This is a genomic window from Microcoleus sp. B3-A4, from assembly GCF_036705385.1.
Classification (GTDB): domain Bacteria; phylum Cyanobacteriota; class Cyanobacteriia; order Cyanobacteriales; family Microcoleaceae; genus Microcoleus.
In genome coordinates this window covers 1-22,741 of sequence record NZ_JAUBUI010000089.1, presented here as the reverse complement: position 1 = coordinate 22,741, position 22,741 = coordinate 1, and the positions used below count along the sequence as shown (strand labels likewise).

Annotated in this window: 22 protein-coding genes and 1 pseudogene; 7 read left to right on the top strand and 16 right to left on the bottom strand. The window is 46.2% G+C overall.

The features are described from left to right. Positions 1–55 precede the first annotated feature (55 nt). The 6 genes from QUB33_RS24685 to QUB33_RS24660 form a co-directional block, all read right to left on the bottom strand. Positions 56–235 carry an FAD/NAD(P)-binding protein gene (locus QUB33_RS24685; protein ID WP_333355627.1) on the bottom strand — a complete coding sequence of 60 codons (180 nt, stop codon included), beginning with the start codon at positions 233–235 and terminating at the stop codon, positions 56–58. Positions 236–541: 306 nt separating this feature from the next. After that, on the bottom strand, positions 542–1,027 hold the full coding sequence (locus tag QUB33_RS24680) for a CRR6 family NdhI maturation factor (RefSeq protein ID WP_333218718.1): 486 nt from the start codon (positions 1,025–1,027) through the stop codon (positions 542–544). A gap of 212 nt (positions 1,028–1,239) precedes the next feature. Next, positions 1,240–3,192, bottom strand: a complete 1,953-nt coding sequence (locus QUB33_RS24675; protein ID WP_333355624.1) for a DUF3685 domain-containing protein — start codon at positions 3,190–3,192, stop codon at positions 1,240–1,242. A gap of 47 nt (positions 3,193–3,239) precedes the next feature. Then, a complete protein-coding gene (locus QUB33_RS24670) occupies positions 3,240–5,468 on the bottom strand; it encodes a hypothetical protein (RefSeq protein ID WP_333355621.1) in 2,229 nt (742 codons plus the stop codon). 456 nt (positions 5,469–5,924) lie between these two features. Further along, positions 5,925–6,050: a hypothetical protein gene (locus QUB33_RS24665; protein WP_333355618.1), complete on the bottom strand. Its 126-nt coding sequence runs from the start codon at positions 6,048–6,050 to the stop codon at positions 5,925–5,927. A 162-nt stretch (positions 6,051–6,212) separates the two neighbouring features. Further along, a complete protein-coding gene (locus tag QUB33_RS24660) occupies positions 6,213–6,677 on the bottom strand; it encodes a transcriptional repressor (RefSeq protein ID WP_190656145.1) in 465 nt (154 codons plus the stop codon). Between the two features lie 123 nt (positions 6,678–6,800). On the opposite strand from QUB33_RS24660, the gene QUB33_RS24655 reads away from it, so the two are divergent. After that, positions 6,801–6,974 carry a hypothetical protein gene (locus QUB33_RS24655; protein ID WP_333355614.1) on the top strand — a complete coding sequence of 58 codons (174 nt, stop codon included), beginning with the start codon at positions 6,801–6,803 and terminating at the stop codon, positions 6,972–6,974. After that, positions 6,971–8,182, top strand: a pseudogene (locus QUB33_RS24650) (RNA-guided endonuclease InsQ/TnpB family protein). The gene QUB33_RS24655 and the pseudogene QUB33_RS24650 overlap by 4 nt, the downstream one beginning before the upstream one ends. Before the next feature lie 38 nt (positions 8,183–8,220). Here QUB33_RS24650 and QUB33_RS24645 read toward each other — a convergent pair. Continuing rightward, complete coding sequence (locus QUB33_RS24645; RefSeq protein WP_333355611.1) at positions 8,221–9,279, bottom strand: Hpt domain-containing protein; 1,059 nt, start codon at positions 9,277–9,279, stop codon at positions 8,221–8,223. A gap of 82 nt (positions 9,280–9,361) precedes the next feature. Then, positions 9,362–9,616: a hypothetical protein gene (locus QUB33_RS24640; RefSeq protein ID WP_242722877.1), complete on the bottom strand. Its 255-nt coding sequence runs from the start codon at positions 9,614–9,616 to the stop codon at positions 9,362–9,364. 269 nt (positions 9,617–9,885) lie between these two features. Here QUB33_RS24640 and QUB33_RS24635 point away from each other — a divergent pair, with 269 nt between their 5' ends. The 4 genes from QUB33_RS24635 (at position 9,886) to QUB33_RS24620 (ending at position 12,142) form a co-directional block, all read left to right on the top strand. After that, entirely contained in the window at positions 9,886–10,146 is a 261-nt protein-coding gene (locus tag QUB33_RS24635) for a sulfiredoxin (RefSeq protein ID WP_333355607.1), read from the top strand. A 95-nt stretch (positions 10,147–10,241) separates the two neighbouring features. After that, positions 10,242–10,793: a DNA starvation/stationary phase protection protein Dps gene (gene dps / locus QUB33_RS24630; RefSeq protein ID WP_333355604.1), complete on the top strand. Its 552-nt coding sequence runs from the start codon at positions 10,242–10,244 to the stop codon at positions 10,791–10,793. Between the two features lie 78 nt (positions 10,794–10,871). Next, a complete protein-coding gene (locus tag QUB33_RS24625; RefSeq protein ID WP_333355601.1) occupies positions 10,872–11,576 on the top strand; it encodes a helix-turn-helix domain-containing protein in 705 nt (234 codons plus the stop codon). 239 nt (positions 11,577–11,815) lie between these two features. Then, complete coding sequence (locus QUB33_RS24620) at positions 11,816–12,142, top strand: STAS domain-containing protein (protein ID WP_006632013.1); 327 nt, start codon at positions 11,816–11,818, stop codon at positions 12,140–12,142. 56 nt (positions 12,143–12,198) lie between these two features. Here the strand turns inward: QUB33_RS24620 and QUB33_RS24615 are convergent, their stop codons facing one another. Further along, positions 12,199–13,335, bottom strand: coding sequence for a SpoIIE family protein phosphatase (locus QUB33_RS24615; RefSeq protein WP_333218707.1), 1,137 nt, complete (start codon positions 13,333–13,335; stop codon positions 12,199–12,201). 418 nt (positions 13,336–13,753) lie between these two features. On the opposite strand from QUB33_RS24615, the gene QUB33_RS24610 reads away from it, so the two are divergent. After that, positions 13,754–14,233: an anti-sigma regulatory factor gene (locus QUB33_RS24610; protein ID WP_333355598.1), complete on the top strand. Its 480-nt coding sequence runs from the start codon at positions 13,754–13,756 to the stop codon at positions 14,231–14,233. A 69-nt stretch (positions 14,234–14,302) separates the two neighbouring features. Here the strand turns inward: QUB33_RS24610 and QUB33_RS24605 are convergent, their stop codons facing one another. The 7 genes from QUB33_RS24605 to QUB33_RS24575 form a co-directional block, all read right to left on the bottom strand. Further along, the gene (locus QUB33_RS24605) at positions 14,303–14,527 is read right to left on the bottom strand and encodes a hypothetical protein (protein WP_333355595.1); all 225 of its coding nucleotides are present in this window, start codon (positions 14,525–14,527) and stop codon (positions 14,303–14,305) included. A gap of 48 nt (positions 14,528–14,575) precedes the next feature. Continuing rightward, entirely contained in the window at positions 14,576–15,454 is an 879-nt protein-coding gene (locus QUB33_RS24600) for an EamA family transporter (protein WP_333355593.1), read from the bottom strand. A gap of 59 nt (positions 15,455–15,513) precedes the next feature. Then, entirely contained in the window at positions 15,514–16,596 is a 1,083-nt protein-coding gene (locus tag QUB33_RS24595; protein WP_333355590.1) for a 2-aminoethylphosphonate aminotransferase, read from the bottom strand. Then, complete coding sequence (aepY, locus tag QUB33_RS24590) at positions 16,593–17,738, bottom strand: phosphonopyruvate decarboxylase (protein ID WP_333355586.1); 1,146 nt, start codon at positions 17,736–17,738, stop codon at positions 16,593–16,595. The genes QUB33_RS24595 and aepY overlap by 4 nt, the downstream gene beginning before the upstream one ends. Then, positions 17,739–19,394, bottom strand: a complete 1,656-nt coding sequence (gene aepX / locus QUB33_RS24585) for a phosphoenolpyruvate mutase (RefSeq protein WP_333355583.1) — start codon at positions 19,392–19,394, stop codon at positions 17,739–17,741. Between the two features lie 597 nt (positions 19,395–19,991). Then, positions 19,992–20,768, bottom strand: a complete 777-nt coding sequence (locus QUB33_RS24580) for a DUF1350 family protein (RefSeq protein WP_333355580.1) — start codon at positions 20,766–20,768, stop codon at positions 19,992–19,994. Between the two features lie 558 nt (positions 20,769–21,326). Next, positions 21,327–22,361 carry a glycosyltransferase family 2 protein gene (locus QUB33_RS24575; protein ID WP_333355577.1) on the bottom strand — a complete coding sequence of 345 codons (1,035 nt, stop codon included), beginning with the start codon at positions 22,359–22,361 and terminating at the stop codon, positions 21,327–21,329. Between the last annotated feature and the right edge of the window lie 380 nt (positions 22,362–22,741).

Here is a 22,741-nt window from a genome sequence, read left to right as displayed (position 1 = left end):
TTGTGTTTGTAAGGCAATGATCTATATATATATTGCCTTACAGATTTTTTTGAGTTCACTTTTTCAGTGCCATTGCATTAAAGGTGTATTTGTTGGCCATCGTAAAGGTGTGACCAAAACCTCCGGGATGTTCGTGAGCTTCGAGGATGTGTACGGTTTTGCCGGAGTTTGCCATCAAAGCTCCGAAAACCAGTGCTGATAAACCACTGCCGACGATGAGGTAATCTGTTTTCATGGTAAATTTCCTCGATCGATTGAATGGGGCGATCGTTGTCTATTTAAACTAACTATCAATTCTGAGAAAATTCTGAAGTCCAGCAACAATTTTTTGAGGCGCGCTGGTTTAAGGATTGTATTAAAGTCTGAGTACGGTTACTGTTAAGCTTAATCAAGCTGTTGCGGATAGAAATTATAGCTGCGGAAGGCGGACTGGAAAGCCCGCCCCACAAGGGAAGAAACCGGGTTTATACCTTTGTTGGTAACTCTTAAGGCATAGAGTAGCCTACCTAATTAGGACGATTTTAATTAGAGGCGCGATCGCTTATTTGTGCGGCACAATCACATCAAAAAAAGCATCCTCCAAATCATAACCAAACATCTGCGACATCGCCATCAACTTCGATTTACTGGGAATTCCCTGCTGATTCAACCAATCAGTCAACACAAAAATTTTGTTCATCAAAAACATTTCCAAAGCTTCAGGGTTGTACTGAATACCTTGGGTTCGGTGAAACTGGTGCGGCACCAACATCGCGGCATAGCGCGCCAATTCTCCCGCTTTCCAATCCAGCAAAAATGGCAGCCAAGGGTAACAAGCATCCAAGCGAATAAACCACAGCCGCACTTCGGGAATTTCCGAAATTTCTCGCGGATCTAACTCTTCGCGCGGATACTCAATTTCAAATTGTAGCTGTTGTTCGTTTTGGGCGATCGCTCCTTCGGCCAGCCACTTTTCAATCACAGTCCGCACCGGAGACAAATCTAAACTGTTTATGCGATCGGCATCTATCGCTATCATAATACTCATAAAATTTCAACCTTATAGCATTAAGTTTTATCTATAATACCACCAATCACCAATCACCAATTATATCAAATCCGTTAACTTCCCTACACCAGAACTCTTGCACGCATTCGCAAAATATTTTGAAAAGCATTGGCGTCAATCCCGGTTAATCTGCGGTTTCCGCTTTGCCTCAAAGATTTATGCAAGATTTTCTACTACTCGTTGCCCAACCATCACCCATTTTTCCCAAACTTGCTATCTTGCAAAGAATTACCAATCCCCTGGATAATTCCCCGCCCGATCAAACCAATTCCCCGCCCTATAACCTGAGTCAAAACGTAAACAACGCCAGCACCCAACAGCGAAATAACCGCGCGAACTCTAGGTGCGATCGCATCCCTGGTTTCCAGCAGCAAAGTCAAGGCTAACTGCCACCCAGAAAGCTGTGCTAACTCCAGATTTCGCGGAGAATAAATAGAAATTTTCTTAATTCCCGAATCGCCCAAAACAAACAGCCAAAACCTGCTTTCAAAAATAGCTTTCGGTTCCACAAAATATCTATCCCAGCTATATCTCCACGACAAATCATTCCGAAATCTCTCAATTTCTCGCGTCGAAATCAACTTACCATCGTAAAAAATTTGCTTGATTTCTTCAATATTAGCCAAATTATTTAGCAGAGGCTGTACGACTCCGCTAGCAACTTGTATTGCCAAATTTTCCAACAAAGCTTCAGCTCGCTGCATTGCTGCCGGGCTGCCAGAAACACAAGAAATATTGTCAACTGTTAGAGGAATTTCAAATAGCAAATGTGCAAAAAAATCAACTGTCATCGGTATTTTGTCAAGAATTTCTGCTGCAACTACATCAGCATCTGCCAGCAGCATTGGCACAACTTCTACGCCGCTGCCTGCCAAGAGATAAGCAGCGCTTCCCTCTTGACTTTCTCCCAGTTTTAAGCTTGTTTGACTGCCATCAAAAACCCGAGTTTCTCCCGTTTGCAGTGTATAGTATCTGCCAAAAAAATCTATGATTGTCGCCTCCCACAAATCCCGTAAAATAGCCGGCATTTTTTGCGACAATTGAGTTTGCTGCACTTGCGAAAAGCGCAATTCCTCCAGCAAATCCTTTAACTTCCGCAGGATGGAGCTCATCAATTCACGCTTTTTGGGCGATCGCAAAATATCGATTTCCAAAGGCAAGCCAGTCAAATTCACCAACTCAAACTGCAATTTAGCCGCCACCGAGTCAAACAAGCTATTTTGCCAATTAGTTGCCACGGCCAAATCTTCCGCCGAAACTTGGGAATTCGCTAATTGCAATTGAGAATTATTTAACAAATTCTCGCCTCTAATTTCTTCTTCCTGTCTTCTGCCTTCTATCCTCTGCTTTCTGCCTTCTGCCTTCTGCCTTCTGCCTTCTGCCTTCTCCCCTTTTCCTTCAAATAATAACTGACTGACAATCCAACGAGCTGCCAGCAATTCTCTGCGGCGCCCGCTGAGTACAACCCCATCTAAAATAGAGGGCAAATCTGTCGGCTCTGCGGCTGTGATCTCTTGCAAATCAGCTTGGACAACCGCCAAAGTTGCATCTATTTCCCGTAGTCCAGAAAGACAAAAATAAGCCAGCATTTTTTTGTGTACTGGCGTATCAACTGTCGAATTATCTGCATTTTTATCTGCAATTGCTGCGGAGTTTCCTACTGTTTGAACCCCCGCTGCATTTATTTCTATTCCGGAGTTAGCTGCCGTATCCGTCGCCCAATAAGTGCGACCAGATGCCACCGCGCGAATAGCTTCGATTGTCAAGGAAATATCTCTACCTTTAGGACAATAGCCATTCGCGCCCGTAGCCTGTATCTGGACCAACAGCTCCGGTGTCAGCGGCCCGCCTAGTAGCAACAGGGGCAGGTTGGGGTACAAACTTTTGAGTTCGCGACAAAATGCCAGCGCCTCTGTTTGACCTGCTGAGCGCAAATTTAAAGTCTCAACAGCCAAAATTACCAAATCTGCGGCTTTCTTGGCTGCTACCGATTCGATCGAGCGAGCTTCTAGAACTCGCAAAGCCTCGGTTCCCCTTGAAACCTCTGCGACAACTTGCAAGTCTGGATACTGCTCGCAAGCGACTCGCAGCCCCAGCCGGAAAATGGGGTCGCTATCGATCGTCAGCAGTTGGAAATTACTCACTTGATTTTAGATTGGAGATTTTAGAGCTCGATCGCGCGAAAACCCAATTACTCGGGGAGCAAATTACCATCAGGAGGCCCAGCCGATTCAGGAATCGAGGGGGGCGCTGGTTCCGGAGCCGGAGCCGGAGGAGGAGCAGGTTCCGGTTCCGGAGCCGGGGCCTCTTGTCTGGCGGGCGGATAGTAAGGTTCCGGCTCTGGAGCGGGCGGATAGTAAGGTTCCGGTTCCGGCTCCCGGGCCGGCGGATAGTAAGGTTCCGGTTCCGGCTCCCTCGCGGGCGGATAGTAAGGTTCCGGCTCGGGAGCCGGGGCCTCTTGTCTGGCGGGCGGATAGTAAGGCTCCGGAGCCGGCGCATACTCCTCCTGTTGCGGAGCTGGCGCGTACTCCTGTTGCGGAGCTGGCGCATACTCCTGTTGCGGAGCTGGCGCGTACTCCTCTGCTGGAGCCGGCGCGTACTCGCGAGCGGGTGCCGGCGGCGGTGCACTATTGGCTCTAAGTTCGGCACTCCAGCGCCCGATCGCACCTGCCGCCTCTGAATACAGCGCCCTACCGTAACCGATTTGGGAAGCCGTATCGATCGCCGCTCCTAGACTGCCTTGAGACGCCAATTCCGCAGCTCGATCCAGAATCGGTCTGTCTTGAGCAACTTGCAGTTCGCTCACCCACTGATAGACATTATCTTGAGCTTTCGCGAACAAACTCCTACCGCTCTTAATTGCCGAAGCTTTTTCAATAGCAGCACTAAGTTTTCCTTGCTTCGCCAAGGCGATAGCTTCATCCAACAAAGGCTGATCTTGAATAACTTCTATGCGTTTCGTCCACTGAGCCAAGAGAGTTTGCGCCTCTATCCTGCGGGGGCGGTTTTGAGCGATCAGGAGTAGCTGAGCCATGCCGCCCTTGAGTCCTTCAACCGTTTGCGGTTCTGCCAACTGCTTCGCCAGAGTCAGAAAAGATTGGTCTTCGATCCGCTGAATTTCCCGACGCCAAGCCGCCACCAAAGTTTGAGCGTGAACCCGCCGCGGCTGCTTAAGTCCGATGGTTTGCGCTTGCTCGATCGCTAGTCCAAACGTCCCTATCTGACCGACACTAGCGATCGTGCTCGCCACTTGCAGACGCAGCAAATCTTGAAACTGCACCTGCAAATTTTCAATTTGAACTTGAGCTTGCTTGTACAGAGGGCGACCCGGAGCAATTTGGCTAGCAGCCCCCTGCCCTTCCAGCAAGCTAAAAATGTGTTGTGGCAGCGGAGTTGATATCGACTGGTTCCACGTCACTGCCTGAGCCCTACCCAACTGCATCAAATCTTGAGCTTCCGCAAACAGCGGCGAATCCTGCGGCACCACAGAAGCAGCCTCGATCGCCCCCGGCAGGTCTTTCGCCCCCAACCGCTTAGTAGCCATTGCCAGCAAAGTCCGGCTCCAGCCCTCTATTTCCTTCTCAGCTTTAGCGCGGGCAAAAAGCTGCGGGTCTATTTTACGAGCCAGGACGATCGCCTCAGCGAATTTTTGCGGAGTTCCCTCCGTCGCCAAATCTCTAGCCTCTTGCAAGCGCTGCCAGCCGTTTCTTTCCAAAGAAATCTGCTGGATCAGCTCGTTGTACCGTTTCTGACTCCAGAAAACATTTTCCAGCTTGAACAGAGCTTGAGCATAATCCCAAGCCTTCCTTAAATCCTCACTTTTCAAAGCTGCTAGGGCTGTATCGTAGAGTTTTTGGCCCTCCTGCCAATTTTTTTCCCAAGCAGTAACAGCCTCCTCTACCTCGGGGTAAGACGGACTGGTTTTCGGAATTTTCGCCACAATCTCCAGAGCACCCTTCAAATCGCCCCTCTCAATTTTTGCCCTGGCAAACCCCAGAATGGCTTTCGACCATTCTCCTATCAAATGTTGACCTTGCGAGTATAGCGGATGTTCTTTCGGCCAAGCCTGCACCAATGCCATTGCCGATTCTAGCTGTTCTAGCTTGCCCGACTTAGCGGCTTGTTGAGCGCAGTAAAGTCGCTCTCCGTCCGCCGCCAGCGGCGACAGTTGCTGGCAATTCGGCGGTGGCGGCATCGTCAGCAACCACAGAAATGCAGCGGCACCGGTTACTCCAAATCCCACCAGGAGACTCAGCCAGATAAGCTGCCACTGCCAAAAAGTTCTTTTTCCCTCTGTCGGCAGCGCCGTTACTGAGGAACTCGCATCGCCTGTCGCCTCTGCACTGAACTGTGCCGTCGGTTTAGGGGATGGGTTGTATTGCGGTGGTGTGTGGAATTGGTCAGATTGTCGTCTCGCCATTACTTCAGCCTGTCCTGTAATGCGCACTAAAATGTGACACTCCCACATCAAATCTATAGATTGTGATGTCGGCTTCTGACTCCTGTTAAGGAGATCGAGAACTTCCTTCAAGGTACTGGCAATCTTTCCCTCTACGGCGTTTTATAGTGAGGTTCGTGTCTGGCCCCACTGGTTGCTTCCGAGTATTTTAGGCTCTCGAAGCACGTAAATCATACCAGTTATCAAACATTTATTGACAGATCCCGGGGCCGTTTAGCAGAAAAAACAGTATAAAGCCCCGTCATTCCATCAATTTTAGATTTTAGATTTTAGATTTTAGATTTTAAAATTGACTCTGCACATGAATTGTGGGAGGGATTCAACTAAGCTCTCATATTAAATCCGGGTCAGAAATTCCACTATCGGACTCAGCGGTTGAAACCGCAACTACACACACTTTGCTCCGCTCCAAGCCGATTAAAAAATAAAGGGGGTATAAAGCCGGATTTGGTCTACACTTTTACCTGTAGGGGGTAGGATTGATTTTTTGGGTTTAGTCGTAAATTTTATTCCCGATCGCCAAACTTGCCGATCGAGTTTCATTTTCTGTTTTCCTTTTTTTCTACTGTTTTTTATACTGTGCCGAATTCCGGCGGGCGACGCAAAACAACCGATCGAGCGCAGCTAAATACTTGAATCATTTTATACGACCGACCGGCCGCTCACAAAGCTCTGTTTTGCTTCCAACAGCGGCGGCTTTATCGGTTACGAAGCCTTTGGCGTATCGCTGACACTCGATGCTTGCGTAGCGGACTCTGCCGAGCGATATCCGTAGAAATCTATCCGGTAGTCTACAATTCTGACACCCGTTTGCTGTTGGATTTGCTCGATCAAGTCGATCGGCAATTCCACATGAACGTCCAGAATCTGAGCCGTATCAAGACAATTGACGTGAGAGTGAGAGTCGCTGACATTGCCGTACAAGCGTCCCTCCGAGCGTTCTATGCACTCAATAATCCCTTCTCTCGACAAAGCTTCTAGATTTTGATAGACAGAAGTATGACCGATCGAATGCGCTTGTTTGTTGAGGCGATCGTAAATTTCGCGAGCCGAGAGGTGTTCTTTTGCCTCCCACAAAAGTTCTAGAATAAATCGACGCTGGCGGCTCAAGCGCATTCCCATCGCCTGACAGCGGTTTAAAGCATCTTCTAATGAACGTATTGGTTTCACAGCTACCGCCTTATAAAGCCTGCTCGATTTTTAATTCTGGTACAATATTGCACGCCTACATATCCACTAATTCTAACGCAGGGTTGCCCAACAGTAGAAGGTAGAGCGCAAAAATCTCGACGAATGAGTGAATTTTTTTTTCGAGTTGCTGCTCAACGAGCGGCTGCCAGCACCCTCCCGAAAATTCTCCTCCTCAGAAATATTGCTTTGACCAAAAAAGGGGTTTCAAGCCTCGCCCATAAGCGGGCGACTTTTTTGTGCGAGACTATTGCCGTAGAGTTTTTCCACGTCAAATGATCGTTCTGGAATTTAAAGTCAAAGGAAAAACAACTCAATACGCTGCAATAGATGAGGCGATTAGAACGGCTCAGTTTCTCCGCAACAAGTGCATCCGTTACTGGGTGGACAACAGAGGCATTGGGCAGAAAGAGCTTTATCGCTACAATACAGCGCTGAGGGCTGAATTTCCGTTTGTCAAAACTTTGAATTCCCATGCTTGTCAAGCCTCGGTTGAGCGGGCTTATAATTCAATTGCTCGGTTTTACGACAATTGCAAGCGCCAGGTTCCCGGTCAAAAAGGCTATCCAAAGTTTAAGAAAAACTGTCGTTCAGTTGAGTACAAAACTTCGGGGTGGGCGCTTTCCCAGACGCGCAAGCAAATTACCTTTACCGACAAAAAGGGTATTAGCAAGTTGAAACTGAAAGGGACTTGGGATTTAAACTTCTACCAAATAGACCAAATCAAGAGGGTGAGATTAGTTCGCCGTGCTGACGGTTACTACGTCCAAGTTGTAATAAGGATCGATCTCCCGGTCGATACAAATTCCACAGGTAGAACAATCGGTTTAGATGTTGGACTCAAAGAATTCTATACCGATAGCAACGGTCATAGCGAACCGAACCCTAGATTTTACAGAAAAAGTGAGAAGCGGTTGAAGTCTCGACAGCGCCGCGTTTCTCGCAAAAAGAAAGGTTCTACCAATCGAAAGAAAGCCATTAATCGATTAGGGCGATCACACCTCAAAATAAGTAGGCAGCGTCAAGAACACGCTAAGAAAATAGCGCGTTGCGTAATCCAATCTAACGATTTGGTCGCCTAGGTCGACTTGAGGATTAGAAACCTGGTTAAAAACCATTGTCTTGCCAAGTCGATTAATGATGCAGGTTGGTATCAATTCAGGAAATGGTTAGAGCATTTTGGAATTAAACTTGGGAAAATAACGGTAGCTGTTAACCCTGCGTACACTACTCAAAACTGCTCTAACTGTGGCACGGTTGTAAAAAAATCTCTATCTACTAGAACCCACATTTGCGAATGTGGACTTGAATTAGATAGAGATTGGAATGCGGCTAGAAATATCCTGAATCTAGCCTTGGGTACTACAGGTCATGTAGGAACCTGGATCTTAAATCCGAACGCTTCGGGAGATTCAACCTCTACTCTGGCTGGAGAAATCTTGTCTGGGCAAGTTGAGTCAATGAACGAAGAATCCTCACGCCTTTAGGCCTAGGAGTGTCAATCTATCTTCTACTGCCAAAACTCCTAGTTCGAGGATTTGATGGCGTTAACCAGTAACTTGGCGATTTCCGAGAGTTGCTTTTTGTTGAAAGTTTTGAGCAAAAGCTTGACTACCGCCTTCGGTTCGGCTGGAAGTGCTACTTGCTTCGACGCTGCGGCTGGGGCTGCTGCGGCGCTTGTCTCTGCTGGTTTTGGGCTTGCTGCCAAAAGTAGCAAATTTTTACTCGGAACGATCGTCTTGACTTTCCCCACTTGTACTAAATCGCCAGCTTCCTTGAGTTCTTTGATAATCAGCGGAGCTAAGACTTTATAAGAGTTTTTGGGATTAACGATCGCTGCTCTAGCGGTTTTTACTAAATTTTGCCAAGTCTCTATTTTACCTCCCAACTTATAGAGGCGAACGCACACAGCCGTCAACTCAGAGCGACTAGCAGCCGATTCTTTCTGCTTGAACACCTGCAACATTTCTTTGAGTAAAGCCATCACTTCAACAGCAAAATTCGCCGGCACAGCGCCCGCTGTTGGAGCGGCGGGCGTACCAGACCCAGCAGCCTGCACTTTGCCCGACGCCAACTTATTGAGGTGAGTTTCCAGTTGAGCAAAAACAGGCATCACCTGCTGCACGAGTTTTTCTCCCTCTTCATTCCTCAAGCCGAAAGGCCCCTCCAGTCGCCCCAGCAAGTCCTTAAGCGTATCAACTCCCTTTAAAAATAGGGATTCTGCCGTTTGGTCAACCTGCTTGACGGGCCCGTCCTTGAGCACCTTAAAACAATCTTCCAAGCGGTGAGCGGTTGTTTTAATACTATCTAAGCCGAGCATAGCCGCCCCTCCTTTCACGGAATGGGCGGCTCGAAACATCTCTTGGACGCTTTCGGGGTCTTTCATCGTGGACTTTAAATCCACTAAACCATTTTCTAGAGTATCGAGGTGCTCCTTAGCCTCCTCTATAAACAAACGCATAATTCGGTCTTGCTGATCTGACACGACAGTCCTCCTAACAATCTCAGCACCCTCCAGAAAGCACCCTCTTCGCGGGAGAAAACGCGACTCCTGGCTAAAGTCGGAAGCTCCCATGCAAAACATTCTAGCCTGCCTCAGCTAGCAGACTCAAAATACTGGTGTCGGGGCAATCTTAGCCCTAAAACTGGTGCCGTGGAGATTGAGCCTAGAGTTCTGAGGGAGTATCTGGAGCGACTTCAATACCCATTCCTTGTTTCATCATCTGCTGAGTCGTAATCAAGTCGCTTAACTCCTTGACTTCGACGCCGATGTCTTGGCAAGCCTTTTTCAGTTCCCGCTCGAAGGTGTTGAGGTCGCCTCCGTAGCCGCAAAGCTTCGCGGCTGTGGCGATTCCTTGTTGGGCGTTAGCTTTGGCGCAGTCGATCAATTCAATGCCTTTGAGGGGTTGGGAGGATGCCATAATTTCAAGCCACAATTTATCTTTTCTCCCACTGTAGCTAGAAGGTTGAGGTCGATCGATCTATCGAAAGGCATGAAAAATCCTGCCTGTGCTGCGTGTTGCCAATTCATACTTCTTTTTTGGGATTGCCTGCCAAGATAGCAGTAGTTGAGATTTTCTAACCCCCATATTCCCAGCAGAAACCAGGTTTTTGCGTAAGTCCTCATATTTATTGACAACACGAAGTCATAACGAGTATGATTTAACAAGAAGCAAAACAGACAGCCGCCATGAGGATCGAAGAAATACCCCTCAACCAGATTCGCCGCCCCCTGCCGCGAGTCAACGACCAAAGCAAAGTAGCCACCCTCATGGAATCCATCCGCGAGGTAGGTTTAAACGAACCCATCGATGTGCTAGAAGTAGATGGTCAATATTACGGATTTTCCGGCTGCCACCGATACGAAGCTTGCCAGCGTCTCGGTTTAGAAACTATCCGCTGTAAAGTACGCCGAGCTACCCGTGCCGTGTTGCAGATGCACCTAGCCTGAGCCTCTCAACAGAAATTCACAACAGTCAAATATTCTCTCGCCCAAAGCTTTCTAAGATCTTCGATCGACAATCACTAATAACAAGCTAAAAACCTATGACTACCAACAACCACAAACAACATCTTTACCCGACCCGCATCGATATGTCAGCAGCCACCCGCTCTCAAGTAGTCGGGCTGCTAAACGCCACGCTGGCAACGACTCTGGACTTAAAAACTCAAGTCAAGCAAGCTCACTGGAACGTCAAAGGCATGGACTTCTACCAGTTGCACTTGCTGTTTGACGAAATGGCAACAGAACTCGAAGAATACATCGATTTGGTTGCGGAACGGGTCACAGCTTTGGGCGGTTTGGCTGTAGGAACAGCCCGCGCAGCGGCTGCTGATTCGATTTTGCCAGAGTTTCCTTTCGACATTTTAGATGGGAAAGAATATGTGACGGCTTTGGCCGATCGCTACGCACCCTACGCCCAACACCTGCGAGTCGCCATTGACAAAGCAGGTGAACTCGGCGACGCCGACACCGCTGACTTGTATACTGAAATCTCGCGGACAATTGACAAGCGTTTGTGGTTCCTAGAAGCGCATTTGCAAGGTTCTGCGACAACTGCAACAGCCGCCGCCCGGGAAAAAGTAGCCGTCAAATAGCAAGCTTTCAAGAATTGAACTTGCATCTTCATAAATTGCGAAACTGCTGTGGGGCGGGCCGAACAGCCCGCCCCAAAAATGTATTTCGTTAAGGCTCGTGACAGTTTAGGATCGAGAATATGTCCATTTATTAATTTGGATGAGTTTTTCGTGACTGCCAATATTCCAGATTATGCTCCTCAACTGCAACGGCTGATGGAACAGGCGGGGCTTTCGAGCGATCGAGAACTCAGCCAAAAAGCAGGAGTTCCCGAAATTCAGGTCATCCGCCTGCGTCGCGGCTTAGCTTTGCAAACCCGAGCCAACATCCTGCTCAAAATCAGTCAAGCTTTGCAAATTTCCTTAAATGAACTGCTCGCAACCTTGGCGCCAGACTATGTAGAGTTAGAACAGGCACCACCGACAGCCCTAGAACAAGAATATCAGCGCCTGCAAGCTGCGATCGAACAGCAGCGAGAATCTTTGCTGCAGGAATTCCAGCTATCTAGCGTGCAAATTTTAGAATCTTGGATGTTGCAGTGGCCGACTGCTGCGAGCAAAGCTCAGGAAAATCACAACTTGCGGGCTCAGAAACTACTGCCCTTGCTGCGGCCCGTCGAGCAGTTATTGGAGCATTGGGGAGTCGAGTCGATCGCCCCAGTCGGAGCCGAGATTCCCTACAACCCCCAACAGCACCAGCTCATCGAAGGAACAGCCGAACCCGGAGAACCCGTCAAAGTCCGCTACACAGGCTACAGACAAGGCGACAAACTCCTCTACCGCGCCAAAGTTAGCCGAGTTTGATTAATACCAGAAGGCCTTCGGCAGAACAAATATTGTCCCTATCTCAAAATTCACTCCCGGCGAAGCGCTGCGACTCCGATCGGCGTTACGATCCGCGACGACCACCATCTTTTTCACTCAAAACTCTTCTCCCGCTCTCAGGCTCTGGCACTTTCCCCGTCTCTTATTTGGATCGGAGTCCATCTCGCAGCTATACTAGCCTAGTCTGGCTAGAAATTCTGACATTCCCACCGCAAAATATGAGTCCTGTAGTTAAAATTATTCAGCCCTCTGGCATTTTAGACGGCACCAAGGCAAGTCAATTCCGCCAAGAGATTAGCGACCTAGTGGAAGCGGGAGCCGATGTGGTATTGATAGACTTCACTGATGTGACATTTATGGATAGTTCTGGTTTAGGCGCTTTAGTCTTGGCGCTCAAAACAGTCCGGGCCGCTGGGAGTCAATTAGTTGTCTGTTCTATCAACGAGCAAATCCGCATCTTATTTGAACTCACCAGCATGGATCGAGTTTTCGAGATATTTCCGACCCGCGATGCTTTTAATAGCAAAATTCCTTCAACTAACTAAATCTTTGGGCTGCTGCCTTCTTGCTATTTTGTCGCAGATGCAATGCAAGAAGTCAGCTAGCCAAAGTTTACCTTGAGTAAAGACCAATCATCATCAAAAACTGCTTTAGCGTTCAACTTTTGAATGTAGTTCAAAACCAGCTCTAACTGGTCGGCACTTGCACCGTTGTAAGCTGCTAACAGATCGACGAAAGGGTCAAGCCCCCAGATATTGCCGTCAGGTTGGTGGATCTCGTATACCCCGTCGCTAAAGATGTAGAGAGTGCTCAAATCCTCGACATCGCAGCAATTATCGACATAGGGGGCGTCGGGGAACATCCCGACAGGCATTCCGGGGGTTTTTAATCGCTGGATTTTAGCAGTGCTCGCAGGGGACTGGGAAATCAACACGGCTGGTGGATGGCCGGCGCTGGCATAAACTAGCTGGCGAGAAATGCGGTTGTAAACGCCATACCAGATGGTGAAATACTTGTCATTTTGGTAGCTCATCTGGAAGGTGGTGTTCAGGGCGCGCAAAACGTCGCTGGGTTTGTAGTAGTCTATGTTGGGGAGCGCGCGCGATCGCAGCAAATTCAGCACTGCCACAGAAGGCAGCGCCGCCCGCAAACCGTGACCGGCTACGTCGAGCAAGTAAATCGCCAAATAATCGGCATCTAGCCAGTTGTAGTCGAAGCAATCTCCCCCCAACTGCCGGGAGGGAATAAATTTTGCCTCAATGCTGATAGGTTCCGTCATCGGATCTGGCAGCAGCGATTGCACGTACTCGGCCGCCTCGGCTAACTCTGCTTCCAGACTTTGCTTGGCTATTTTTAAATCTCGGCTGAGTTGGTGCAGCCTCAATCCCGCGCGTACTCTCGCCTGCAACTCGTTGAGTTCGATCGGCTTCGAGATAAAATCGTCGGCACCTGCGTCGAGCCCTTTGACTCGATCGGCGATCGAACCCAAAGAAGTCAACAAAAAGAATTGTGTAGTTGACAGATCCGGATCTGCCTTAACTCGACGGCAGACATCTATGCCCGTCAAGCGCGGCATTATCCAATCGCAAATTATCAGGGCCGGACGCAATTTTTGCGCCTGGGCTACACCGTCTTCGCCATTGCTTGCTACTGTTACTTCGTAACCCTGTTTTTTCAGGGTTCTTCTCAGCAGTTCTTGAACAGCCGTATCATCGTCAATAACCAGAATTTGAAACATGGGCACTTAGGTACTACAAGTTTTTCAAGGTCTGGGGGTCATTTAAAATATATCCTGTCAGCGCCCTTGTCTGAGATTGAGTATAGTTTATTGACATCGCTTTCGAGGTAATTGCTTTTGAGGGCGGGTCGTTGAGTTCAATTTACGTTAAAATTTGATGGAAATTTGGCGCGATCGAACTTCACTCAGTTTATACTCAGAATATAAATTTTTATAGACTTTTATTTGCCACAGGCGCTGGTTGACATGGAAGTGCTATTTATGGTATAGTGACTAACCGAATTAGTGGATTAGACATCGCTCGACGGCCCACCAAAGCTAGTATCCTCAAACTACCATTCAATTTTGCCGCCGTTGTATTTTGTCTCATCGTATTTTTTATGGTTGTATTTTGCCCACGGGCCGATGAAGAACTTCTGTGGTGAGCGTGATTGAATTAAAGGGTTCCGAAAAGTTGCCGATGCTAAAAAAAGCGGATCTTCAAGTCAATACAGGTCTGAATGGATTAAGCTGGGTTTTGTCGTGGTTTGCACAATTGTACGACTCGCGAATTCCTACAAGTGTGTGGATAAGGTGTCAGTTGGCTTTGGCTGAGGGCTTTACGAATGCGGTGCGTCACGCCCACAAGGGCAAACCAGCGGATTTGCCTGTTGACATTCAGGTGGCGGTGTTCGCTGAATCTTTAGAGATTAAAATTTGGGACTCGGGCGATCCGTTTGATTTAGAGAAAAAAATCAAAGATATTTCGGAAAAAGTCGATGTTCACTCTCCGGGCGGGCGGGGCCTAAAATTGATCAAAGACATCGCAGACAGTATGAGTTACGAGAGAACGGCTGATGGACGGAACTGTTTGTCGATCGTCAAAAATTATTCGCCCTGTATCGACGATCGAAAATAACACTAATATTTTTAGCGGGTAAGGGTTGAGGGTAGCCCTCAACCCTTCCCTTAGAACCCTGGGTGACTCTTAAGCTGCGTAGCAGCTTATGATCTTTTGATTTGACTGCACCGCCCTAGATACTGGCAATTCCCATAGCATCGGTATTTCCCGCATAACTTGTTGCCAAAGTGTGGTAGGGGTTCTTTTTTGTAGGAGTAAATCCCTAGGGCTACCAGATGCCAAAATACTGCCATTTTCCAGCACAAACATCTTATCTGCACGCAAGGCAGGAGCAATGCGGTGGGTAATCATAATTACTGTGCGTTGTTTAGAAATGCCAGCATCGGCATCTTATCAAAATTAGGAGGCTTGACTAATGCAGAACATACCCAAAACGATCACCGCCGCCGCACCAATCCGTAACGGAGGTACTTTTTCCTTTAAAAATAGACCCGCAAATAAAACACCAATCACTAGACTAAACTGGCGTAGTGCTGATAAATAGCTAATGTAAGGACTAAGCTGGAATGCCCACAACATTAACCAGTAAGAGATAAAAACAAAAAAGGCAAATAAGGCTGACCATTTCCAAGAAGCTAATCCTGTCTCTTTATCCATCGGTTCTTCGATCAATTTCAGGACAATCCACAGAAATGGCACAGTGAAAATAGCTTGTAAAAAGGCGTAACGGGCGGAGGCTTCAGCCCCAGGCGTTAAAATTTCAGATGCTAACTTGTCCACTGCTGTATAGCCTACAGTAGCAAACATAATCATTAGAATCCAAATGGTAGATTTATTCCAGTAGTCAGCTAATTTGATTGTTCGCAAAGATTTTAATGGTATGAGTATGCAACCAATAAGCACCAGAATAATACCCAGCCAGCCAATCGGTGAAGGAAACTGCCCTCTGGCAACATCAAAGAAGGCGAGGAAAAGTATCGGTAAGGCGCGAGCTACCGGATAAACAATACTGAAATTGCCATTACGGTAGCCCATCATCAAACCCAGAAAATAGAAGGATTGTAATAATCCAGTCAGAACAACCAATCCCCAAGCTGCCGGAGGCAAGGGATTCCCCTTCAACTCTCCCAGCAGAATTGGTATCAATCCAACTAAGCCAGTCAGCCAATGAAACCGCAAAAGTAATGTCCCACTTAACTTTTGGGAATGTGCTAACAGATTCCAAGTTGCGTGAATCGTGGCAGACAAAAGGACAAGCGCAATGGCAAGAAAAGACATATACTAATTGGTATTTGGACAAAAAACATAAGCTATCTCCCCAAATTAAATACGCAATATTAGCGAAACAAACTTTGTAGACAATTCCGAAGACGTTTCGCATCATCAAGTTGAATATCACCCATATTTGCGATCCGAAAAATGTCTTTTTTTAATCTCCCTTGACCTGCATAAATAATGAAACCAGATTTCTTCAAACTGTCGTGAATTTTTTCGTAACTATAGCCTAACGGTAAATTAAAAGAAGTTAGCACACAAGAATAATCCGGCTCATCCAATAAGGTTGAAATACCTAATTCTCTTAAACATTGGCGAATTTGTTGGGAAAGATGGGAATAGTGTTGATGTCTTGCCATCCAACCGCCCAGATCTTCCATTTCCTTCAGGGATTCCTGTAGAGCGTAAACAATCTGTACCGCTTGGGTGAAAGGTGAGTAACCCTGTAACTGCTCTTGATGATAGCGATCAAGGTCTAAATACAAAGTTTCAGCAGCAGAAGGACGGGAATCAAAAACAGATTTCTTTACCAAAACAAAGCATATTCCTGGAACCCCATGTAGGCATTTATTGGCTGTAGCTGCACAGGCTTCTAAGTTCCAATCTGCAAACTCAATTTTTTCGGCCCCAAAACTAGAGACAGAATCAAGCAATAGCGCAACATTTTTACTTTTACAGAGTTGACCTAGTTGTGCTACATCATTCAACCGACCTGTAGTAGTTTCATGGTGTACAGCAATTACATGAGTAATACCTGAATCTTGCTCAAGATGCTTCTCTACTTCTATTAGATTCATTGGCTCATGCCATTGGGAGGAAACAACCTCTACTCCTTTCCCATGAGTCGTTACCATTGAAACTATTCGTTCTCCATAAACCCCGTTGCTCACAACTAAGGCTTTACCATTCTGAGGTATCAATGTCGAAAGCATAGCTTCTACAGCACAAGTTCCCGATCCAGTGAGCATAATTGCTTCATAATCACTCGTGGCTTCAGGATAAACACTGGCTAAACGTTTTTTAATATCGAGTGTCAGTTCAGCAAACTCCGGTTCTCGATGACATAAATCTTCTCGAAGTAGTGCCTGACGCACCCGTTCTGTCAGGGTAATGGGACCTGGATTCAGTAAAATTGTTCGCTTCATTGTGCCACCTGGATTATTTTTCGTAAACGTTGAGCCACTTCTGGGGGAGTAATTTTAGGACGGGGCAATTTTTCGGGAATCCCGGGCTTGATCTTCACATACAAGAAAGTTAATTTTTCTAAGGGGGATGCCAACAAAGATTTAACTTCTTCAGGAGTTGTAGCAACTATTACTTTTTCGTAACCACAAGCCGTAGCAATCCTGCAAAAATCAATTGAGTGCGACACAGTGGATTGTCCACCCGTTGATTCATGCCTTTGATTATCTAGTAAGATATGTAGCAAGTTGACAGGACGTTCATAACCGATAGTTGTTAAAGCACTCAGGCGCATTAAAGCAGCACCGTCTCCATCAATGACTATTACCTGCTTTTTGGGTTGAGCGAGGGCAATACCCAATCCCAGACTGGAAATACACCCCATAGAACCAACCTGATAAAATTGATTTTCCCGGTCTTCAATTGCATAAAGTTCCCGCCCCGTATAACCTGTGGTTGCTAGTACAATATCTTGGGGATGACTACCTGCTTGGATGGCTTGAAGCATCTCATTACGGGTAAAGCTCATTTTCTCAGAGATAGAGGGAATCTCTGGAGTGATAGACGGAGGTTTAACAGTTAATAATGAGTTTAAATCGCAAGATTCCACCGAACCTTTTTTCATCACCAAAGCATAGGGACTCTGATGCTGTGTCATGTGTGCCACCGCACGACTGATAGTTGGCTCAATGTCTGCGGTTTGTGTGGGAAAATATTCCCAAGGAATCTGCATTAGTTCCAGCAATTGGGGAGTAATTGCGCCCATAAGCTGGTGTTGCGGTTCGTCAGGCGCTCCATCTGGTTGCCCCCGCCATGTAACAATTATCAGGATGGGAATTTTAAAGATTTGATTCAACGAAGTTAAGGGATTGACTGCATTGCCGAAACCCGAATTTTGAAACATCACAACACTACGCATCCCCGCTAGTTCTGCCCCAGAGGCGATCGCCACAGCCTCTCCTTCGTTAGCCGCTCCTACATATTGAAGATCGGGAGAATCAATAACATAGTTGATAAAAGATGTGAGATAGGAACAGGGAACCCCTGTGTAAAAATCAAATCCTTTGTCTTTCGCCACTCGAATAAAGCTTTCAGCTTGAATCATTTAAAACACCTCCGCTTTGAGCATATCTTGGATATGGTCAACATTCAGCCAATGCCCTGAGATATAAAGCACTTCTACTCGATAACCACGTCGGATCAACTCATTAATGAGAATTAGCATTCTGCCCCGCTGTTGAATTTCGGGTTGCAAGAGCAGCGTATTTAATACGTCCAATAAAATAGGTTTGGCTCGCTCGGACACTTTTAGTAAGCCTGTCCACATTCCCGACCTTTGATTTTCCGTTAAATCCCGATCGATCTGCTGAAGATAAACTTTGGTATAGAAGGCATCCTTTGAGTAAGGCAGCGAACAATCGGCGTAATTTTTCCGGACGAGATTATTACTGGAACTTTTCTTTTCTGAATCTACAACTACTACAAAATCCTCTTCTGAGTCCAACAGCATTTGTAAAATATATTTTTTGAACAGAACATCACCATAACCTACAATCAGGTCGTGATTATCATCAGCGATATTCTTCAAACCCAAGTGCAGCGAAACGAGTTCACCGCTAGAACCATAATTATCGTTGTCTACATAATGCAGGTTAGGTAGAGCCACCAGATCTTTTTTGTAACCCCGAACTACGGTGATGTCCTTAATGCCTACAGTCCGATATGTATCAACAATCCTTGAAAGCAAAGTATGACCTTGCATATCTAACATACATTTGGGTCGTTCTTCGGTCAGTTTACCCAATTGAATGCCTCTTGAAGCAGCGAGGATGAGGGCACGGACACCTTTAGGGTTTTTGGGAAGATAGCGTTTCTCAGATTCTAAAAGTTCAGTTGCTCCTTGAAGACGGAAAATTTCCGAAACAGAAACGATGGAATCTTCAATGTTGAGCAAGTTTTGTTCCTTCATTAGCGTCTTAGTCACCTGTTGCATGGCTGTCACAGCAGACCGAAACAGGTGATTGGCCCAGATGACAATAGAGAAACCATTATCTCTAAATATTTCAGTGGGAGTGCTGTAATATTTAGTAGGTACAATCACTACTGGACAGCGATCGCCCCACTCACGCTTGAATGCTAAAATTTCGTCGGGTATTGTCAGGGCACTGTGTATCAAAATCCCATCAGCCCCGGCTTGATGGTAAGCTTCAGCCCGTTTTATAGCTTCTGATAAAGTCCAACCTGCAATAAAGGCTTCCACCCGGGCTATCACTACAAAGTCATCATCATTTTGAGCATCTTTTGCGGCTTTGATTTTGCCGGAAAATTCTTCAATCTCAGCTAAAGGTTGTGCATCTCCCTTGATAAAACTGTTGGTTTTAGGAAATAGTTTGTCTTCAAGACAAACCCCAGCAATATTACGTTGCTCCAACTTTTTTATCAACCGTTGTACATTGTTAAAGTTACCGTAGCCAGTGTCTCCATCTAAAAGAATTGGAATTGAAGTGCCATCAGACATAAACTCAATAACTTCTAGCACTTGAGTCCAACTAGCTTCGTTATTGTCACGCACACCAAGCTGACCAGATATGCTCAGACCACTAGCCCAAATTCCTTTAAAACCTGCTTCTTCAGCAATTTTTGCACTAATGCCATTATGACTTTCTACCAAAAATTCTAGATTTTTGGATAACAGCATATTTTTTAATTGTGTTGTTTTTTTGAGCATCTTCAATTTCTCAATCACTGGATAATTTGGCATCGAAAACCCTGTTGTCGGCTATATCTGCTTGAAAAATTTGAGGCGCGACAGCTTTTAGCGTTGAGCATCTTGTGATCGCGTAATTTCAGGATCTGCTGGCAATATTGTGTGTATTAATCAGCTTATTGAAATCGAAATAATTTTCTAATAAAAGTTGAGTGAATTCAATACCACCTGGACTTTGAAAACCTCATCCAGGAATTTGTTCTGAGCGAACAAGATTGCGTTTGGTAAAACGGTTTTTTTCATCATTGTTATTCATTTTAATATCGACTCATGAAGTTAATAATAGGTGGACAAACAACTTGCAATTAATTTAGGCGGTAATTTACCTAGCGTCGGATGCACCTATCGCTATATTAACTGATCACTCAGGCTAAAGTCTAGTCGGAAAAGTCGGATCTTTAAAGTCGGAAAAGTCGGAAAAGTAGGCTCATCACCGCTATGAGTACATAGCTTAGACATCCCTTGGCAGTTTTAGGACTTAGGCAAACGGCTTTTCACCACTATTGGTAGCGGGTAGGTAAAACCTAAGCACTACAGATAGAGTTTATGGGTAATTTTTAAATTTAATGTCACCAAGCTAAAATCTGAACTTTAAGATTTAAAATCCTTGGACAGAGGATTCAGCCACAGCAGAATTGTCCGTTTTAATTCATTTAATTCTCGATACACTTCTTGTTTGACCCACTGCCCGATCGCGTCGAAGGGCGTAAAAATTTGACCCACAGGCCAGCTAACATCTTGGCCCAATGGCGTTTGATGGTTGCCGGCCAAAGTCTGAACGGTAATCATGTCGGGAAATCGTGCTTTTAGCAGTTTGGTCAACAGCAGGGTTTGGTCGATGTTGTCGCCGTTAAATTTGACTAAAAGATTGCGCCGGATTTGATACCTATCTTGGACGAGGCGATTGGTGTCTTGCGGGGAAGGGGTAAACTCCACTTTAAAGACGGGGGAAATTTGCTCCACGATCGGGATTGCTTCCGATGCCGCATAATTGTTGAAAGAAATCAGAATATTGCCTGCCCTTTCTACGTCAAATACAGAACCGATCAGCAAGTGCAGTTTGCATCCCATGCTGTGTCCCATCCCGTAAATGGGGAGATAGGAAGATTTGAGCAATTTAGTGCCGCGCAGGCGATCGAGGGCATTTTCAAATTTGTTGAGGACATCGCGGGCGATCGCAATATGATCCAAAGTATTGACAAACGGCGTTGCTACTACAAGATATCCTTGGTTCCCCAAAGCCTCTAACAGCCAGCGATAGGTGAGTTGCGGTGCTGTCGCCACAAATGCACCGCCGAGAAAATGTACGATCGCGATCGGTCTTGAAGGAATTAATACCCAATTGCCAGAAATTTCTTGCCAGTCCATAAATTCAATCTAATTCAAAGTAAAAAGGCGATCGTCTTCTGAAGGTAGAAGGCAGAATGTTTTATAAATTTTTGCTTTTATTTTCTGCCTCAAAAAGGGGTTTGCTACCCATTTTTTAATTCAAAAAACTTTCCTTTTTACTTATAGCCTTTCTCAGAAAGATGAGGTACTCATGGCCTCCGTGGCCTCCGTGGACATACCTCACCACGCTTGAGAACCGCTATATACATTATTTATTCTAACTGTTGTGGGGGCAAATAGCACGGCGGGTGAACGCTGATATTTCCGCCCCGTATAGGGTTGAAGCTGGCGGTCTAATAAATCAAGGGTGATATCCGATCGCGACTTTCAAAGATTTTTATATTGTGCCCCATCGCACGGCTGCAAGCCACTGTAGTTGGTATTGCAGGTAATTGACCAGACAGGATATTAACAGTCAAATACGGCTCCAAACCCGAATCTCGCGTATTAACCAGCCCCTGCGCGATCGGCTTTTATTCTGCTTGATGGGCATCACCTAATTTCTGGACTAAAACCTAGATACAAATATAAGCTCCGTTAGGACAGCCCGCCGATTTCAGATGATTGGTGAGGGTTGTTGAATTCTGCCGAATGGCTGATGCCTTCTGCCCTTTGATCACTCAACTTTTCGTGAGTTTTCATCCATTTCCACTTGTTCAGAGTAGCTTGAGGATTGAGCACTGTGGTAGCGAGGCCGTAAATAATAGTCGGCAAAACCTCCCGATTTAAAAAACTTTGTCCCAGCTTTCTCATGTAGTGCAGTGCCAAAAGTTCTCGGAATTTGTTGAGCCTTTTCAAAACAGGCAAATTCTTAAAGCATAGCTGTTCGTACTCGTTGAGCGATAACTCTTTTTCTCCGCGCAAGCGCCGCAGTTGGTTTTCCTTGACACAATCAGAAGCTATGCGCTTTTTGAGCCAGTGCTTATCTGTGAGAGAGTTCCCTCTAATCCGATAGTTTCCCAAAGCTTCTGTCGTCGCTAGCAAACCGTACTTTTGAGCAATTTTGGTAAATAACTCTGTATCTTCTCCTACCTGCCACTCTTCTGGAAAGCCACCTTCTTTGATAAGAATAGAGCGCTCGACTATAACAGAAGACGGGAAAACCCAAGGACTTTCGCCTGTCTCCTTAATCGCCTGCATTTCTGCTTTAGTTGTAGGATAGGTGGGAATGTAACTCAACTTGTTGCCGCGCTTGTCTAAATACCGCAAAGCGTGAGCCACAGCTTTGAGTTCGGGATTGTCTGCGAGCATCTTTAAACAAACTTCTAGCTTGTTGGGTTCCCAGGTATCGTCGCTGTCGAGAAATGCTACATACTCGCCTGTGGCGCGATACATCATTAAATTTCTCGACTTAGAAACCCCGTAATTTTGGGGATTCCGGAAGTATTGAATTCTCGAATCTTGCTCGACCAGCTTAGCAGCAACTTTGTCAGTAGCGTCAGTAGAGCAGTCATCAACAATTAAAATTTCTAGATGCTTGTGGGTACCATTGAGTACGGAGGCAACTGTCTCGGCCAGAGTGTTCGCAGCATTCAATGCCGGAATGACTACACTGACTTTTTGGTTGTTCATAGCTTGCATTAGGTGGGGTTTGGTAGTTGTTGGCGGAAGTAAGTAGAGTCTGGAAGCAGACAGTCTGACTCCTTTACGTGCAAGTAACTGTAGTCCCGAAACTTGCCTCAATACTGCCAATATAACAGGCTTACCGACCTGAGTGTTATCTACCATAAGGGGGGGACACCTGTTAGGAGCCGGAGTGCAGACTATTCGGCGGGCAATTTTTCTGACACACAGGCGTCGGCTGCGAGGGGTCGAGGGTTTTGTCAAGGGATTTGAGTTTTCCTAAAGTCGATCGCATATTCTTGCTTTTATAGGACAATACTCCGGACAGTTTTTAAGCAGCCAAAGTACCATAAGACAAGACTGAAGGAAGGTTAGGGTGATTTAAAATC